This is a genomic window from Mesorhizobium sp. B2-4-2, from assembly GCF_006442845.1.
Lineage (GTDB): Bacteria > Pseudomonadota > Alphaproteobacteria > Rhizobiales > Rhizobiaceae > Mesorhizobium.
On the sequence record NZ_VFVM01000005.1, the window covers coordinates 218,858 to 235,307 of the forward strand.

Below are 16,450 nucleotides of genomic sequence, written 5' to 3' on the forward strand. Positions count from 1 at the left end.
CTCGTCATCTCTGAATGCAGGGCGACATCTTCCCCGCCTCGAACGGCGACGCCACGTTTGGAAAGCAATTCCCGGCCAAGAGGGCCCCGACAGGTGGAGGCATTTACTCTGAAGGAAGCCTTGCTCATGGCATGGTCCACGGAGCGACCCGGGAACGCCCGTGGGACTTCCGGTCAGGTTTGACGCGATTTATCGACGATGGTTGGTTCTGCTTCCGGAGGCGGTTTTAGCGCTTGCGCGCCAAGCCTCGAATATATATGGCTTTGCGCGGTCCGGAGTGTAGCGCAGCCCGGTAGCGCACTTGACTGGGGGTCAAGGGGTCGTCGGTTCGAATCCGGCCACTCCGACCATTTTAAACAAGGACTTACCCCCAAAGTCCGTCTCATCGATCGCCATCTACCCCTGGCACACATCGACCCATTCGGCGCCGGTGAGATCAGCCATGCGCTGCGGTGCGATCCGCACCGCCGCGTTGGTGGCGCCGGCGGCAGGCACGACCTCTTCGAAACCGCGCAGCGACACGTCGCAATAGACCGGCAGCGGCGCCGGCAGGCCGAACGGGCAGACACCGCCGACCGGATGGCTGGTTGCCTCGATAACCTCAGCGGCCTCCAGCATGCGCGGCTTACTGCCGAACCGATCCTTGAACTTGCGATTGTCCAGCCTGGCGGTGCCGCAGGTCACGACCAGCATGGTGCGTTCGCCGACGCGAAGGCAGATCGTCTTTGCGATCTGCGCCGGCAACACGCCGTGTGCCTGCGCAGCCAATGCTACGGTCGCCGAACTCGCCTCGGTCACGATCACGTCGATATCGGGCGCCTTGCTGGCGAAAAAGGCACGAACGGATTCCAGGCTCATCGAAACCCCCGCGGATCGAAATGACGAAGCAGCAAGCTAGGCCGGCGCGTCCATAAACACGTGCCAAGGCCTTCAGTCACGGCAAACAGAAAACCCGCCAAGGTCCCCGGCGGGTTTTCGAACATGCATGGCACTGGCGCTACAGCGCGGGGCGGTCTTGCGCGGCCCGCGCCTGCACGGCCGTGCCGAGCAGCGCCTCCTGAGGAAGCCGAAGCGCCGACGCAATACGGCGCAGCTGCGACGGATCGGCCGTCCTGCCGTTCTCGATATCCTCGATTTCGTCGACCGCCAGACCGGTTGTCAGGGAAAGCTCCTCGACACTGTATCCCTTGGTTTCCCGAATCGTTCTTAGGGCGCTATGGCCTTGCCCGGCTTCGCTGGCAACCAGTTCCGGGAGGGGTTCGCGCTTTGCACTGTATGGCATTGGCAACTCCGTTGGCTGAAAGAGTTTGATGAAAATGGTGTTGCCTGAGACGGCGAGAACATGCCCGCTTGCGGGTGATTTGCCAAGTCACAAACTGGCCGTCACAGCATCGTGAACCATGCCTGGCGCACGCCGCTCGCAACCGCTCTCGATCAAGTTCTTTTGAACACCTGATCACCTCGTCGCTCGATGATTTTTACGACCCCGTTCGTTGGTTCAATTGCGCCGGCGCGAAACCCAGGACCGTTGCCGGCGCGGCTGTCATTTTCCTGAAAGGATCGATGCGATGAAATTGCGGACAATCATGATCGTGCTCGGCACGCTTTCCAGCCTTGGCCTTGCTGCAACCAGCGCGCCGGCGGCAGACACGGTGCGGGTGCGCGGCGTCGTGGCCAGTTCCGACCAATCCCAGCTGACGGTGAAAAACCGCCAGGGTGGCATGGATAAGATCAAGCTCGCCGCCGGATGGAAGATATCGGGCGTCGCGGGCGCGTCGGTAAAGGACATCAAGCTCGGCGATTTCCTCGGCATAGCGTCCGTGTCGAAGGCCAATGGCGGCAGCGGCGCGCTCGAGGTCGTGGTGTTTCCCGCAGCCTTGAAAGGCACGGGCGAAGGCGACCGCGCCTGGGACCTCAAGCCCAACAGCCGCATGACCAACGGCACCGTCGCCGACGTGACCGACGTGAATGGCCGCGCGGTGACGCTGACCTATGACAACGGCCAGACAAAGAAGATCTCAATCCCCGACAAGACGCCGGTCGTCACCTTTGCGCCGGCCACGCCGGCCGATCTCAAGCCCGGCGCGCCCGTCGTGGTCACCGCGACGCGCGGCGCCGACGGCACGCTGAGTGCCAACCGCGTCGTGGTCGGCAACAATGGCGTGGTCCCGCCCATGTAAGCCGGTTGCGTCTGCGGCCCCGTACCGAAATTTCTCCCGCTCATCGGCGCTGTGGGCTCAGCCTGTCGGTGGAGCCCACAGCCTTCGCCGCCAGACACATTCCAGAAACAAAATTCTATATTCGGGAAATACTGACGAAAAAAAACGGGAGCGTAATCCCGCTCGCGGCGAACAGGCTGTTGGCCTGATTCAGATTGCCTGCGAAAAAAGGAAGATATCCATGAAGAAGTCCCTCCTCTCGGCCCTCGGGCTTGCAGTTGCACTTGCATTCACCATGCCAATTCTCGGCGCGACCAGCGCTGATGCGGCGCCGATGCACAAGCATCACCGTCATCATCGCAAGCACCATCGCAGCCACCACTACCATCATCACCACCACCACAAGGTTATGGGCAAGAAGGCCTGAGCTTAACCGACTGCCAATGAGAAGACCGGCTTTGGCTTCTTGTTCGAAGCCGGTCTTCTCCTGGTTTCCTCCGGATACGCGCCGTATCAGCGCGATCTCGCAGCGCTACAACGAGCGCCTGCTCTGACGAAAAAACCCCTGTTCGTGCTGCAGACCGACAAGCTGGGGCTATGGCCCTTTTTTCGTGGCACCCACAGGCGCCGCTGTCCTAAACCGGGTGCACTTTCGGGCAACATGAATCGCCCGCGCACCGATCCAGCGGAACCGAGGAATAAATAAAGGTCAGCGCCGGCTGAACAGCAGACTGGCGACCAGACCAAGCACCACAAAGCCGATCGCCGCGGCCGTCGCCGGATGCTCGCGGGCGGATTTCTCGATCGCCCTGCCCCGCTCGCGGATCGCCGGCAACGCATCGTGCAGACGTTCCGCAAGGTCGGAATACGTGTCAAGCGCCGCGTCGCGACCGTCTTCGTAATAGGCGCCGCCCCGCCGGGACGCAGCCTTCTTCAGGGCCGCCAATTCCCTGGAGAGTGCAGCGACCCGCCTGTCGAGATCGACGTCCGAGAGGGTCGAGAATAATGCCATGATGCGTTTCCTTGTCTGCTCAAGCCTTGTCTTGCTCAAGAAAACGTAACGCATCACCCAAAGGCGGGTTCCCGTTCTTCAGGCGCCGGCCGGTTGCCCGTCAGCGCACTTGGTCGAGGAGGCGCTTGCATTCGAGGAGGTCGAACAACGCTTCCTGCAACAGCGCGCGATTGTCCCGCGACAGTTTCGAAGCGTCCGGCTGGACCGGGCCTTCCTCGTCGCTCTTGCCAAGACCGAAGAAACGGCGGCTGGGCTTGACCCTCGGCTGGCCAACCAGTTCGTCATCTCCGCCGCGCGGCTGCGCTGCCGCTGTCAACGGCACCTGGTCGGCCTGCTTTCGTTGCGAGATCGCCTCGACGGCGGCCATATCGCCATTGCCGATGGCAACCAGGAAATGGTTGCCGTTTTCGCGCAACAGCTTCTGCACGCCCTTGATGGTGTAGCCCTGGTCGTAGAGCATATGGCGAATGCCCTTGATCAGTTCGACATCCTGCGGCCGGTAGTAGCGGCGGCCGCCGCCGCGTTTCATCGGCTTGATCTGGTTGAAACGCGTTTCCCAGAAGCGCAGCACGTGCTGCGGCAGATCGAGGTCTTCGGCGACCTCGCTGATGGTGCGAAAGGCGTCAGGGCTCTTGTCCATGGGCGAAATCCTCACACTGGAGCATGATCCCGGGACATGGGAACCGGCGTTCGAACGAGATTCCCTCGACAGGAGGGGAGCTCATTCCGGCTGCGCGTAACGATCACGCGGAACACCAATCCGGCCATGTTGCCGAATCGGGTCTCATTTCAGCGGTTTGTGAGGCAATATTCAAGCCCGGCATCATCGCAAGGCCTGTTTTCAACCGTGCATTTGCAGCGAGCCTACTTGCCGCCCTTTGCCTTGCCGCTCTGGTGGGAGCGCAAGATGCGGTTCTTCAGCACGTTCGACGACTTGAAGGTCATCACCCGGCGCGGCAGGATCGGCACCTCTTCGCCGGTCTTGGGATTGCGCCCGATGCGCTCGTTCTTGGAGCGGACGTGGAACGTCGCGAAAGACGACAGTTTCACCGTCTCGCCACGGACGATCGCCTCGCAGATCTCGTCCAGCACCGCCTCGACGAGTTCGGCCGATTCAGTGCGCGACAAACCTACCTTGCGGTAAACGGCTTCGGCAAGGTCGGCGCGCGTAAGTGTCTTTCCCCCCATGCGACCGTCCCATCAGCTCAAACATAAAATCGATACAACAGCGGCAGAGCCTAAGTAATTGATCCGGCAAGGTCAAGGACCGAACCGGACCGTTCGGCACTTACCAGCGAAGCAGAACCGCGCCCCAGGTGAAGCCGCCGCCCATCGCTTCCAGAAGCACAAGGTCGCCCTTTTTGATGCGGCCATCGGCAACAGCCACGGAAAGCGCCAGCGGCACGGAAGCAGCCGAGGTGTTACCGTGCAGATTGACCGTCACCACCACCTTTTCCTCAGCTATCCCGAGCTTCCTGGCGGAAGCGTCAATGATCCGTTTATTGGCCTGATGCGGCACGAACCAGTCCAGGTCGTCGGCGGTGATGCCGGCCTGCGAAAACGTCGCCTCGATGACGTCGGTGATCATGCCCACCGCATGCTTGAAGACCTCGCGGCCTTCCATCCTGAGATAGCCGACCGTTCCCGTCGTCGAAGGCCCGCCGTCGACAAAGAGCTTGTCCTTGTGCGCGCCGTCGGAGCGCAGGCTCATCGCTAGCACACCGCGGTCGGCAATACTGCCGCCCCCTTCGCCGGCTTCAAGAACCAGGGCGCCGGCGCCATCGCCGAACAGTACGCAGGTCGAGCGATCGGTCCAGTCGAGGATGCGCGAGAAGGTCTCCGAGCCGATCACCAGCACGCGCTTGGCCAAGCCGCCGCGAATATAGAGGTCGGCCGTGGTTACCGCATAGACGAAGCCCGAGCATACCGCCTGCAGGTCGAAGGCAAAGCCGTGATGCATGCCGAGCCGGTTCTGGATTTCGACGGCCGTGGCCGGAAAAGTATTGTTGGGTGTCGAGGTCGCCAGCACGATCAGGTCGATGTCTCCGGGTGTCAGGCCGGCATCGGCGAGCGCTGCGCGCGCCGCCGCCTCACCCAGCGAAGCGGTGGTCTCGTCGTCGGCCGCGATATGGCGCTGGCGGATGCCGGTGCGCTGGGCGATCCACTCGTCCGAGGTTTCGACCATGCCTTCAAAGTCGGCATTCTTCATGATGCGGCGGGGCAGCGCGGCGCCCATGCCGCGCACGACTGATCTGATCAAAGTTCTTTCCTATTCCTTTGCGTCGCTGACGACGTCGGATTTCCTAGATGTCTGGGCATGCGGATTGCGCGCATGGAACAAGTCCAGGTCGGCCTCGATGCGGTCGAGCAGATTGTTGCGCACCATATCGTAGCCGAGTTCGATGGCGGCGGCGAAACCATCCGAATCGGCGCCGCCGTGGCTTTTCACCACAATGCCGTTCAGCCCCAGGAAAACGCCGCCATTGGAGCGGCCGACATCCATCTTTTCGCGCAGGCGATCGAACGCGCCCTTGGCGAAGATATAGCCGATCCTGGCCATCAGCGTACGGCTCATCGCCGCCCGCAGGTAGCCGCCAATCTGGCGCACCGTGCCTTCCGCCGTCTTCAGGGCGATGTTGCCGGCGAAGCCTTCGGTGACGACGACGTCGACCACGCCCTTGCCGATATCGTCGCCCTCGACGAAACCGTGATAGTTCATCGAGGCCATATTGGCTTCACGCAGCATGCGCCCAGCCTCCTTGACCTCTTCCTGGCCCTTGATCTCCTCGACGCCGACATTGAGCAGGCCGACACTGGGCCGCGAGACGCCGAAGACCGATCGGGCCATGCCGGTTCCAAGGATGGCAAAATCAATGAGCTGGTGCGCATCCGCGCCAATGGTGGCGCCGACGTCGAGGACCACGCTTTCGCCGCGCAGCGTCGGCCAAAGTGCCGCGATCGCCGGGCGGTCGATGGTGGCCATGGTGCGCAGGCAGAATTTCGACATCGCCATCAGCGCGCCGGTGTTGCCGGCCGAGACGCAGGCGTCCGCCGTACCCGACTTGACCGCCTCGACAGCCTTCCACATCGACGATTTCCAGCGGCCATGGCGCAGTGCCTGGCTCGGCTTGTCGTCCATCCTGACGGCCACCTCGCAGTGGAAGAATTCGCTCACACCGGCCAGCTTGGGAAATTTGGCCAGTTCGGGTCGTACGGCCTCCTCCCGCCCGTAGATGACGAAGCGGACGTCGGGACGGCGGGTCGCGACCGTCATGAGCGCCGGAATGACCACGGCTGGTCCGTGATCGCCGCCCATGGCATCGATGGAAATCCTGATCACGCGGTATTCATCTCACGGTTTTGCTTAGGCGGCGGATCGTTTTAGTGATCGCGAAGGTTCGGCGAAAATAGCGGTTTTGGACATTCGCACAACCGACTTTTCCGTCGCGGGTGAGGTTTTCAGGATTTTCCCAACAGCGACCGCAGTTTCTGCTGAAATTCATTCTCCACCGGTTCGGCCTCGCGGCCGGCATCAAGCGACGCACCCGGCTTGCGCGGATAAGGATCGATGGCCAGTCCGAAGAACTGCTCGGCGAGTGCCCCGACATCGATCGTGTCGCCTGAAAATGTTTCGGGACTGTCAGGTCCATCCGCGTCGAGCAGGATCTCGCCGCCGCCTTCGAATCCCTGTCGTCCAAGCTTGGAATCCTCGGGCAGGAACAGAGCCTCGAATGATTCGTCGATATGCGCCCCGACCGGATCGAGCGTGACGATACAGGCCTGGGTGATGTCGGCCTCGACCCGGCCGCTGACCTTCACGCCATTGCGTTTCCACGGCGTCACCAGGAATTCGGCACGGTAGGCTTCGACCGAGAGCAAGCTGTGCTCTTCGGCGAGTGTCGCGCGCTGGGTGGCGTCGGCCTCGATGACCACCGGCAAGCCCTTCTGCGGCAGGCGGGCGACGTTGGCAAAAAACGATACCGGACTTTGCGGATCGGCGTGCTTCATCGATCTGCCTCCTGGGCGAGCGGAAAGGTCACCGTGCCGGAGACGATCGCCCGGCACGGCTGCGTGGCCAGCCGGTTGCGGGCATCGGCGACATAGTCGGACAGTCGTGACGCTTCCGCCCAGGCCGCGGCGTCGGGCCGGACATTGCGTGCAAGGGCGGCGGTGAGCCCATCATGATCATTGCGCTCCAATGCGTCGTCATAGGCGGCGGTGCGGCCATAAAACATCTTCGCCAGCTTTTTCATGCGCTTGGGCACTCCGACATCGCCAATGCCGAGTTCCCGCAGCGAATGGTCGACGTCGAGGAAAAACTCGTCGATCAGCACCTGCGCGATCTCCTGCGCCACGCCGTCTTCCCCACGCAGCCGGTGCTGGACCAGGAACATGTGCAGCGACAGCATCTCGAAACGCCCAAGCGGCGTGTCCGGCACATTCCAGTGGGAATAAAATACGGTCTGCCGCGCGGCCGCCACGATTTGTGCGTAAAGCGCGTCGGTGATGGCGCGGTTGGCGTGGCGTTCGCGACCAAAAAGGCGCTGGAACATGGGGATGGTCTCCGGGGACCGTTTGTTGAATTGGCCTTGTTGCATCGGCAAGCAAGCTGGTTTACCGGTTTTGCGGCCCAGCGCAAGTTGCGGCGATATAGTGGAGAATTGTTGTTGCGCGCGCTGAATTTCAAGTCGACCTTCTCTTCCAGGCCCGCTGGCGCGATCTCGCTGCTGGCCATCATTGCGGCGCTTTCGGCCTGCAACAGTTCCAAGATGATCGGTGATCTGAACCCCAGCGAAACGCTGACGCAGGGGTATGTCATCGATCAGCAGGCGATCGATTCGGTGCCGGTCGGCTCAAGCCGCGAGCAGGTGCTGCTCGCGCTCGGCACGCCCTCGACGACGGCGACCTTCGACAATGAAGCCTTTTACTACATCTCGCAGACTCGCAAGCGCTATGTCGCCTTCGACAAGCCCCGGCTGATCGATCAGCATGTGCTGGCGGTTTATTTCGGGGCCGATGGGCGGGTCACCCAGATCGCCAATTACGGCCTGAAGGACGGCAAGATCTTCGACTTCATCTCGCGCACCACGCCGACTGGCGGCAAGGACCAGAACTTCCTCAGCCAGATCATCAACGGCGCCAGCAAGCTGGCGCCCGGCATTCCCGGCGGCGGCACTCCCTGATCTCAGACCCGCCTTCCCCTTGGGGATGGCAGCACCATCTCAGGCGACCAAAAACCCGTGGGAGCGATCCCACGGGTTTTTGTTATCATGGGGCGGGAGAGGCCGGCTCGTCGGCGATGGGCAGCCAGCGACGGCAGGACGCGGACGCAGCCATTGAAATTCGTTTTCCGCCTTCCAAAACCGCCGTCAAATAAAAACCCGCGGGGATTGCTCCCCGCGGGTTTTCAATGTCGAGCTTTGCCGCTCAGCCGTGCGCCAGCACCGCCAGCAGCAGGAGCGCCACGATATTGGTGATCTTGATCGCCGGGTTGACCGCCGGGCCGGCCGTGTCCTTGTAGGGATCGCCGACCGTATCGCCCGTCACCGAGGCCTTGTGCGCCTCGGAACCCTTCAGGTGCTTGATGCCGTCCTTGTCGGTGAATCCGTCCTCGAACGACTTCTTGGCGTTGTCCCAGGCGCCGCCGCCCGAAGTCATCGAGATGGCGACGAACAAGCCGTTGACGATGACGCCGAGCAGAGAGGCGCCGAGAGCCGCAAAGGCCGACGCTTTCGAGCCCGAGATCAGCAGCACGCCGAAATAGACGACGAGCGGCGCCAGCACCGGCAGCAGCGACGGGATGATCATTTCCCGGATCGCCGCCTTGGTCAGAAGATCTACCGCGCGCGCATAGTTCGGCTTGGACGTGCCGGCCATGATGCCCGGGTCGTCACGGAACTGCTTGCGCACCTCCTCGACGATGGCGCCCGCCGCGCGGCCGACGGCCGTCATGGCGATGCCACCGAACAGATACGGGATCAAGCCGCCGAAGATCAGGCCGGCGACGACGTAGGGGTTGGAAAGATCGAAGGAGACCTCGCCCATGCCTTGGAAGTAGGGATATTTGTCGCCATTGGCGGCAAAGAATTTCAGGTCGTTCGAATAGGCCGCGAACAGCACCAGTGCGCCGAGGCCCGCCGAACCGATGGCATAGCCCTTGGTCACCGCCTTGGTGGTGTTGCCGACCGCGTCGAGCGCGTCGGTGGAGTGGCGCACTTCCTTGGGCAGGCCGGCCATTTCGGCGATGCCGCCGGCATTGTCGGTGACCGGGCCAAAGGCATCGAGCGCGACGATCATGCCGGCAAGGCCGAGCATGGTGGTGACGGCGATCGCCGTGCCGTAAAGGCCGGCGAGCTGATAGGTCGAGATGATGCCGCCGACGATGACGATGGCCGGCAGTGCCGTCGATTCCAGAGAGACCGCAAGGCCCTGGATGACGTTGGTGCCGTGCCCGGTCACCGACGCCTGGGCGATCGAGTTGACCGGACGCTTGTTGGTGCCGGTGTAGTACTCGGTGATCACGACGATGAGACCGGTCACCACGAGGCCGATCAGGCCGCAGATGAACAGGTTCTTGCCGGTGATGACCATGCCGGCGACAGTGCCGACCTCGCCCCAGCCAAGCGTGGCCGAGGTGGCGACGCCCAAGCCCACGATGGACAACAGGCCGGTGACGATCAGCCCCTTGTAGAGCGCGCCCATGATCGAACCGTTGGAGCCGAGCTTGACGAAGAAAGTACCGACGATCGAGGTCAGGATGCAGGCGCCGCAGATAGCGAGCGGATAGAGCATCGCGGCACTCAGAACCGCGGTGCCGCCAAAGAAGATGGCGCCCAGCACCATGGTGGCGACGACTGTCACCGCATAGGTCTCGAACAGGTCGGCCGCCATACCGGCGCAGTCGCCGACATTGTCGCCGACATTGTCGGCAATGGTGGCGGGGTTGCGCGGATCATCCTCGGGAATACCAGCTTCGACCTTGCCGACCAGATCGCCGCCGACATCGGCACCCTTGGTGAAGATGCCGCCGCCGAGACGGGCGAAGATCGAGATCAGCGAGGCGCCGAAGCCGAGCGAAACCAGCGAGTCGATGACGATACGGTCATTGGGCTGAAGCCCCATGAAATGGGTGAGGATCAGGTAGTAGATCGACACGCCAAGCAGGGCAAGGCCGGCAACAAGCATGCCGGTGATGGCGCCCGACTTGAATGCGATGTCGAGGCCGGCGGCAAGGCTGTTGGAAGCGGCCTGTGCCGTGCGAACATTGGCCCGCACCGAAACATGCATGCCGATGAAGCCGGCCGCGCCCGAAAGCACGGCCCCGATCAGGAAGCCGATCGCGGCGGTGATGGACAGCAGCCACCAGGCGAGCAGCAGCACGACCACGCCGACGATGGCGATGGTGGTGTACTGGCGCGCCAGATAGGCTTGCGCGCCCTCACGGATGGCGGCGGAGATTTCCTGCATGCGTGCATTGCCCTGGTCCGACGCGAGGACCGAACGTGTCGCCCAGATGGCGTAAAGGACAGAAAGCAGGCCGCAGGCGATGACGGCGGAAATTATGGTCATGCCGGGTTTTCCTCGATTGCTGGCCCAAAAGAACCCCTCCCTGGGCCGTTGAGACAAAGACGGAATCCCGTGCGCGGAATCCCCCTCTTCGCAGCGGTGTATGCGAAACAGGGCCGCGAACGTCAAGATATTGTTCGGTTTTTGCCCGGCTTTCGCCCAAAAGAGCCAGACGGCGGCAGGTGTCGCCATGCCGCTGCTGCTTTATATCGATTGAAATCACGGATCAGCACTCAGGTTTGGCGCAGATCACCGTCTGGCTGGATGACGAAGATCAGCACCGCCAGCATGGTCATGTAGAACATGAATGCCTTCTGCTGGCCGTTCCAGATGCTCGATTGCCACATGGCGAACCACTCGCCGCCCACCACCATAAATCCAAGATACCAGATCAGGAATCCCATCGTCGCGGCGATAACGGCGAATTTCTTGGCATCGTTGAAAACCTCTCCGCTGGCATTGCGCGCTTGCCATAGGTTCCAGGCCGCGATCAGGTAGAGCAGACAGGTCAGCGCCTCGCCGGCGATGATGAGCCAGTAGCCCGTCGTCCATAGCGAGGGGTTGGTGATCGAGCGATACATCAGCGCGTTGCCGGGAAAGGTCGTGTCCATGCTCAGCACGTGCTGGACAAAGGCGAAGTTTGAGCCGTAATCGGTGACGTTGCCGAAAGCGACAAGAAAGGCGAAAGCCGCCAGACAGAGACACATGACGATCTTGGAGAAGCGCAAGGTCATGGCAAGAACTCCTGCTGAAGGATCGGGGCATCGGCCCAATCAATCGCCGAGTCCCGAAGATCGCGCAACTGGCAGGCGGGTGTTGATTACGCTCACGGCCAGCGCAAGACATTATGCCGGCAAGCAAGTCATCGCCGAACCCATCGAGGCGCTCCAGCTCGGCAGCGATTGCGCCGTGGGTGATCTTGTCTCGCTCGTGAAAGCCGGCACACAACACGACTTTGCCGTCATCTGCCGCCGCTGGATCTGCAAAGAGCAAGGCATCGAAGTCGAACTGACGCTCGACCACCCTGCCCGTTCAAGTGGACGTTGAAAGATCGGAGCACCGGGACAGAAGCCTACTCGGCCTGACGCCCCATGCGCCGCGCGGCATAGCGTTCGACCGCCGATAATCCGTCATAGATCAGCACGGCCAAGGCGGCGACGATCAGGCCGCCCTGCAAGATGAAAGCGAGATTGTTGGACAAGAGCCCGGCAATGATCACCTCGCCCAATGTCTTCGCTGCAACCGTCGAGCCAATGGTGGCGGTGGCCAGGCTGATAACCACCGACAGCCTTATGCCGCCGAGGATGACCGGCGCGCTGAGCGGCAATTCGACCTTCAGCAGCCTTTGCCAACCGGTCATGCCGGCACCGCGCGCCGCTTCCATGACATTGCCGGGCAACGTCGTCAGGCCGGTCAGCGCGTTCTCGAAGATCGGCAGCAGACCATAGAGGAACAATGCGATCAGCGTCGGCTTCTCGCCGAACCCGACCGCCGGCACGGCAAGCGCCAGCACCGCCACCGGCGGGAAAGTCTGGCCGATATTGACCAGGCTGCGTGACAGCGGCAGGAATTCGGCGCCGGCAGGCCTGGTGACCAGGATGGCGAGCGCGACCGCCACGATCGTGGCGGCGAGCGTGGCGATCAGCACGGTGCGCAGGTGCAGCAGCATCAGCGTCAGCAGGCTACCCTGATTGTAGATCACAGGCGCGCCGTTCTCGGTCAGCGGCTTGAGCAGCGGCTCGAACCAGCCGGGACTGGTGACGAAAGCGACCAGCAGCACCACCAGCGCAAGCCTGAGCAGCAACGGCAGCCAGGCTTTCATGCCGGCCTCGCCGCACGCTTCACCAAGCCGTCGACGGTAACCCGGCCGAGCGGCTTGCCGTCGGCATCCTTGACCGGCAGCGCCGGACGGCCAGACCAGAGAAGTTCGGCCAGCGCGTCGCGCTGGCTGGCGTCGCCAGGAATCCCCTCACCTTCCGCCGCGCCCTTTTCGACTGCGTCGCGCACGCGGCCGAGCGACAGCAGCCGGAACGGTTTTTCGCTGGCGCCGACCAGGGTCTCGACGAAGCCGCTGGCCGGCCTCGCCAGTATCTCCGCCGGCCTGGCATATTGTACCAGCTTGCCGGCATCCATGACGGCGATCTTGTCGCCCATATGCACGGCCTCTTCCATGTCGTGGGTGACGAGGATGATGGTGGTGCCGAAGCGCCTCTGGATCGCAAGAAGGTCTTCCTGCGCCTTGGTGCGGATTATGGGGTCAAGCGCGCCGAACGGCTCGTCCATCAACAGCACATTGGGTTCGGCCGCGAGCGCGCGGGCGACGCCGACGCGCTGCTGCTGGCCGCCGGAGAGCTCGTGCGGGTAGCGCGGGCCGTAGGCCTGCGGGTCGAGCTGATAGAGCGTCATCAGTTCGTCGACGCGCGCCTTGATGCGATCCTTATCCCAGCCAAGCAGCACCGGCACGGTGGCTATGTTCTGCGCCACCGTTCGGTGCGGGAACAGGCCGTGGCCCTGGATGGCGTAGCCGATGCTGCGCCGCAGCTCGTAGCCGGGCACCGAGCGGTTGTCGGCGCCGTCGAGCTTGATGACGCCGGAAGTCGGCTCGACCAGCCGGTTGATCATGCGAAGCAGCGTCGTCTTGCCGGAGCCCGAGGTGCCGACGATGACGCAAAGGGTGCGGGGCTCTATGATCATCGAGACTTCATCGACCACCGTGGTCGCATCGTAGCGCTTGGTAATGCCTTCGATCTCGATCATGCGGGGTCCGCCCTGCGCTTGGTTGAGGTCATTTCGATCACCGCGTCGAGAATGATGGCAGCAGCGAAGGCGAGCGCAACCGTCGGCACGGCGCCAAGCAGCACCAGGTCCATCGCGGTCTGGCCGACGCCCTGGAACACGAACACGCCGAAGCCGCCGCCGCCGATCAGGGCGGCGATGGTGGCGAGGCCGATGTTCTGCACAAGCACGATGCGGATACCGGTGAGGATCACTGGGAAGGCCAGCGGAAACTCGACGCCGAACAGGCGTTGGCGATCCGTCATGCCCATGCCGCGCGCCGCGTCATTGGCGGCACGCGGCACACCGGCAAGGCCGACCACGGTATTGGCGACGACCGGCAGCAGCGAATAGAGGAACAGCGCCACGAACGCAGGTGCCGTTCCGATGCCGCGGATACCGAGCGCGGCCGCTCCCGGCACATGCGCCGCCACCCAGCCGAGCGGCGCGATCAGCAGGCCGAACAGCGCGATCGAGGGAATGGTCTGGACGATGTTGAGCACGTTGAGCACGCCGGCGCGCAGGCGCTCGACGCGATGGCACAGGATGCCAAGCGGCAGGCCCAGTATCACCGCCGCCGCCAGCGAACCAAGCGCCAGCGTGACATGTTTGGCGCCCTCGGCCCAGAAACTGTCGGCACGGTTGAAATATTCCTTGAGGATCGAAAGGCTGTCCCAGGATCCCGATATGAGCAGCAGCCCGATGGCGAGCGCGGCAACGACAAGCACGCCGACACGTGACCAGGGAGACAGGTTCATTCTCGTCAGCACGTCGGCCAGCAGGAGGGTAAAGGCAAAGATCAGCAGCCAAAACCCGGAGGCCGGCGAAACGCGCGCGAAGGTATTGCCTGCCGGGGTCAGGAATGTCCCGGTGACGCCGATCAACAGCGCGAGAGCCGCCAGCGTGATCACGCTGGCGGCAAGGCGCAGGACGAGCGGCGTTTTCAGCAGCGCGACAAGCGCGGCTGTGACAACGATGGCCAAAAGCAGCGGGCCGGCCAGTGCCGGAAGTGCCTCTACGATCGAGCGCGCCTGGCCGGGCACGATGCGATTGGCGCGGAACGTGGCGAAGGGTGCTACGAAAGCCGCATAGGCAGCGATCGCGGCGATGACCACGCCGAGCTTGTCGAAGCGGAGGGTCATGGGGCGCATCTGCGCAGAGCGGCGTCACCAGAACGCAATGCAGTTGCAGAATTGTGAACTCTGCGCAAGGCCAGCATCACGGTCAGCCAAGCGCTGTCTACTTCAAGAACCCGTTCTTTTTCAAAAAGTCTTCCGCCACACCCTTGACCGGCTCACCGCCGACCTGGACGCGGCCGTTGAGTTCCTGCAGCGTGATGAGGTCGAGCTTGGCGAAGACCGGCTTCAACAACGTCTCGATCTCGGGATGCTCCTTCAGCACCGCCTCGCGGATGATCGGCGCCGGCTGGTAGACCGGCTGCACGCCCTTGTCGTCGTCGAGCACGACCAGCCCGGAGGGCGCGATGCCGCCGTCAGTGCCGTAGACCATGGCGGCGTTGGCGCCATTGGTCTGGTTGGCTGCCGCCGCGATGGTCGCGGCCGTGTCGCCGCCGGAGAGCGTGATCAACTGGTCAGGCTTCAACGTGAAGCCGTAGGTGGTCTGGAACGCCGGCAGGGCCGCGGCTGAATTGACGAACTCGGCCGAGGCCGCGAGCACCACCTTGCCGCCGCCGGCGACATATTTGCCGAAATCGGACAGGGTGGCGAGCTTGTTGGTTTCGGCCACCTCCTTGCGCAGTGCGATCGCCCAGGTGTTGTTGGCCGGCGACGGCGACAGCCAGACGATCTTGTTGGCGTCGTAATCGAGCTTCTTGGCCGTCTCATAGGCCTTGGCGGCGTCCTTCCAGACCGGGTCGTCGGCCTTCTCGAAGAAGAAGGCGGCATTGCCGGTGTATTCGGGATAGATGTCGATCTCGCCGGCGGTGATCGCCTTGCGCACTACCGGCGTGCCGCCGAGCTGGATGCGGTCAGTGGTCTTGATGTTGTTGGCGTTGAGGACGAGCTGGATGATATTGCCTAGCACGCCGCCCTCGGTGTCGATCTTTGAGGAAACAACCACCTGAGCATTCGCCGATGCCGCCGTGATGCCGAGCGCGAGCGCCGCGCCAGCCAGAAGCTTGATTGAAAACATTGTGAAAATCCCTTGCTGTGAACCGGAATTCGGTGCCGCATATGAGCACGGCTCCAACGTCTCGTCGGGGCACACGGTTTCATAACAAGTGGTACAGACGCAATATTTTTGTTCGGAAGGCCAATTGCGACGCGACGCTGGCGATCTGCTGCCATCTGGCGGATAATGCGGTGAGGGTGCGGGTGGCAAACACGGAGAGCGTGTCATGGCCATACACAAAGTCGGTTACCTCATCGGCAGTCTTGCCCGGGAATCCATCAACCGCAAGCTCGCGAAGGCGCTCGTTCAACTTGCCCCTCCCGAACTCGACATGACCGAAATCGCCTTCAAGGATCTGCCACTGTACAGCTACGACTATGACGCCGACTTCCCACCGGCAGCCCGGGATTTCAAAAAGGCGATCGCCTCCGTCCAGGCCGTATTGTTCGTCACCCCGGAGTACAACCGCTCGATCCCTGGTGGATTGAAGAACGCAATCGACTGGGCCAGTCGGCCCTACGGCAAGAATTCGTTCGCGCGCAAACCGTCGGCCGTCATCGGAACATCGCCGGGCGCCATCGCGACCGCCGTCGCCCAACAAAGCCTTCGAAGCGTTCTGAGTTTCTGCAATTCGCCCCAGATGAACGCGCCTGAAGCCTACATACAGTTCACGCCGGGGCTGATCACCGACGACGGCGAGGTGACGGTCGAATCCACTGAGGACTTCCTGCGCAACTACATGGCTGAGTTTCACATGTTCATAGCGCGAGTGCTTCAGGTTCTGCCGCCGGACGCATAGATTCAAATT

Annotated in this window: 21 protein-coding genes and 1 tRNA gene; 6 read left to right on the top strand and 16 right to left on the bottom strand. The window is 62.7% G+C overall.

The window, feature by feature from the left end; translation table 11 throughout:
- Window positions 1-273: 273 nt before the first annotated feature.
- Window positions 274-350, top strand: a tRNA-Pro gene (locus FJ942_RS14125).
- Window positions 351-396: 46 nt separating this feature from the next.
- Here the strand turns inward: FJ942_RS14125 and FJ942_RS14130 are convergent.
- Both FJ942_RS14130 and FJ942_RS14135 read right to left on the bottom strand, forming a co-directional pair.
- Complete coding sequence (locus tag FJ942_RS14130) at window positions 397-858, bottom strand: YbaK/EbsC family protein (protein WP_140673304.1); 462 nt, start codon at window positions 856-858, stop codon at window positions 397-399.
- A gap of 139 nt (window positions 859-997) precedes the next feature.
- Window positions 998-1,282: a helix-turn-helix transcriptional regulator gene (locus FJ942_RS14135; RefSeq protein ID WP_140560581.1), complete on the bottom strand. Its 285-nt coding sequence runs from the start codon at window positions 1,280-1,282 to the stop codon at window positions 998-1,000.
- 286 nt (window positions 1,283-1,568) lie between these two features.
- Here FJ942_RS14135 and FJ942_RS14140 point away from each other — a divergent pair, with 286 nt between their 5' ends.
- A complete protein-coding gene (locus FJ942_RS14140; RefSeq protein ID WP_140897989.1) occupies window positions 1,569-2,180 on the top strand; it encodes a hypothetical protein in 612 nt (203 codons plus the stop codon).
- Window positions 2,181-2,400: 220 nt separating this feature from the next.
- Entirely contained in the window at window positions 2,401-2,586 is a 186-nt protein-coding gene (locus FJ942_RS14145; RefSeq protein ID WP_140494001.1) for a hypothetical protein, read from the top strand.
- 282 nt (window positions 2,587-2,868) lie between these two features.
- Here FJ942_RS14145 and FJ942_RS14150 read toward each other — a convergent pair whose 3' ends face one another.
- The 7 genes from FJ942_RS14150 to FJ942_RS14180 form a co-directional block, all read right to left on the bottom strand.
- The gene (locus tag FJ942_RS14150; RefSeq protein WP_140515713.1) at window positions 2,869-3,171 is read right to left on the bottom strand and encodes a hypothetical protein; all 303 of its coding nucleotides are present in this window, start codon (window positions 3,169-3,171) and stop codon (window positions 2,869-2,871) included.
- A gap of 100 nt (window positions 3,172-3,271) precedes the next feature.
- Window positions 3,272-3,811 carry a MerR family transcriptional regulator gene (locus FJ942_RS14155; RefSeq protein WP_140494005.1) on the bottom strand — a complete coding sequence of 180 codons (540 nt, stop codon included), beginning with the start codon at window positions 3,809-3,811 and terminating at the stop codon, window positions 3,272-3,274.
- A gap of 224 nt (window positions 3,812-4,035) precedes the next feature.
- Window positions 4,036-4,359 (bottom strand): integration host factor subunit alpha, encoded by a 324-nt coding sequence (locus FJ942_RS14160; RefSeq protein ID WP_140494007.1) that lies wholly within the window; start codon window positions 4,357-4,359, stop codon window positions 4,036-4,038.
- A 100-nt stretch (window positions 4,360-4,459) separates the two neighbouring features.
- Window positions 4,460-5,431, bottom strand: coding sequence for a beta-ketoacyl-ACP synthase III (locus FJ942_RS14165; protein ID WP_140494008.1), 972 nt, complete (start codon window positions 5,429-5,431; stop codon window positions 4,460-4,462).
- Window positions 5,432-5,440: 9 nt separating this feature from the next.
- The gene (gene plsX, locus FJ942_RS14170; RefSeq protein WP_140494009.1) at window positions 5,441-6,511 is read right to left on the bottom strand and encodes a phosphate acyltransferase PlsX; all 1,071 of its coding nucleotides are present in this window, start codon (window positions 6,509-6,511) and stop codon (window positions 5,441-5,443) included.
- 119 nt (window positions 6,512-6,630) lie between these two features.
- Window positions 6,631-7,179 carry a DUF177 domain-containing protein gene (locus FJ942_RS14175; RefSeq protein WP_140515709.1) on the bottom strand — a complete coding sequence of 183 codons (549 nt, stop codon included), beginning with the start codon at window positions 7,177-7,179 and terminating at the stop codon, window positions 6,631-6,633.
- Entirely contained in the window at window positions 7,176-7,724 is a 549-nt protein-coding gene (locus FJ942_RS14180; RefSeq protein WP_140494013.1) for a ubiquinol-cytochrome C chaperone family protein, read from the bottom strand. Before FJ942_RS14180 ends, FJ942_RS14175 begins: the two co-directional genes overlap by 4 nt.
- 114 nt (window positions 7,725-7,838) lie before the next feature.
- Between FJ942_RS14180 and FJ942_RS14185 the strand changes: the two genes are divergently transcribed.
- Complete coding sequence (locus FJ942_RS14185; RefSeq protein ID WP_140494015.1) at window positions 7,839-8,354, top strand: outer membrane protein assembly factor BamE; 516 nt, start codon at window positions 7,839-7,841, stop codon at window positions 8,352-8,354.
- A 244-nt stretch (window positions 8,355-8,598) separates the two neighbouring features.
- Here the strand turns inward: FJ942_RS14185 and FJ942_RS14190 are convergent, their stop codons facing one another.
- Both FJ942_RS14190 and FJ942_RS14195 read right to left on the bottom strand, forming a co-directional pair.
- Complete coding sequence (locus FJ942_RS14190; protein ID WP_140521791.1) at window positions 8,599-10,740, bottom strand: sodium-translocating pyrophosphatase; 2,142 nt, start codon at window positions 10,738-10,740, stop codon at window positions 8,599-8,601.
- A 230-nt stretch (window positions 10,741-10,970) separates the two neighbouring features.
- Window positions 10,971-11,471: a DUF2165 domain-containing protein gene (locus tag FJ942_RS14195; protein WP_140494019.1), complete on the bottom strand. Its 501-nt coding sequence runs from the start codon at window positions 11,469-11,471 to the stop codon at window positions 10,971-10,973.
- Between FJ942_RS14195 and FJ942_RS14200 the strand changes: the two genes are divergently transcribed.
- Complete coding sequence (locus FJ942_RS14200; RefSeq protein ID WP_246679787.1) at window positions 11,443-11,784, top strand: hypothetical protein; 342 nt, start codon at window positions 11,443-11,445, stop codon at window positions 11,782-11,784. The two genes, FJ942_RS14195 and FJ942_RS14200, sit on opposite strands and share 29 nt — an antisense overlap.
- Before the next feature lie 25 nt (window positions 11,785-11,809).
- Here the strand turns inward: FJ942_RS14200 and FJ942_RS14205 are convergent, their stop codons facing one another.
- The 5 genes from FJ942_RS14205 to FJ942_RS28520 all read right to left on the bottom strand — a co-directional run bounded on the left by FJ942_RS14205 (window position 11,810) and on the right by FJ942_RS28520 (window position 15,952).
- On the bottom strand, window positions 11,810-12,559 hold the full coding sequence (locus tag FJ942_RS14205) for an ABC transporter permease (RefSeq protein ID WP_140494023.1): 750 nt from the start codon (window positions 12,557-12,559) through the stop codon (window positions 11,810-11,812).
- The gene (locus FJ942_RS14210) at window positions 12,556-13,494 is read right to left on the bottom strand and encodes an ABC transporter ATP-binding protein (protein WP_140656120.1); all 939 of its coding nucleotides are present in this window, start codon (window positions 13,492-13,494) and stop codon (window positions 12,556-12,558) included. Before FJ942_RS14210 ends, FJ942_RS14205 begins: the two co-directional genes overlap by 4 nt.
- Window positions 13,491-14,654: an ABC transporter permease gene (locus FJ942_RS14215; RefSeq protein ID WP_140656123.1), complete on the bottom strand. Its 1,164-nt coding sequence runs from the start codon at window positions 14,652-14,654 to the stop codon at window positions 13,491-13,493. The genes FJ942_RS14210 and FJ942_RS14215 overlap by 4 nt, the downstream gene beginning before the upstream one ends.
- Before the next feature lie 97 nt (window positions 14,655-14,751).
- Window positions 14,752-15,663 carry an ABC transporter substrate-binding protein gene (locus FJ942_RS14220; protein ID WP_140494029.1) on the bottom strand — a complete coding sequence of 304 codons (912 nt, stop codon included), beginning with the start codon at window positions 15,661-15,663 and terminating at the stop codon, window positions 14,752-14,754.
- 79 nt (window positions 15,664-15,742) lie between these two features.
- Entirely contained in the window at window positions 15,743-15,952 is a 210-nt protein-coding gene (locus FJ942_RS28520) for a hypothetical protein (protein ID WP_181165181.1), read from the bottom strand.
- On the opposite strand from FJ942_RS28520, the gene FJ942_RS14225 reads away from it, so the two are divergent.
- Window positions 15,869-16,441 (top strand): NADPH-dependent FMN reductase, encoded by a 573-nt coding sequence (locus FJ942_RS14225; RefSeq protein ID WP_140494031.1) that lies wholly within the window; start codon window positions 15,869-15,871, stop codon window positions 16,439-16,441. The two genes, FJ942_RS28520 and FJ942_RS14225, sit on opposite strands and share 84 nt — an antisense overlap.
- Window positions 16,442-16,450 lie beyond the last annotated feature (9 nt).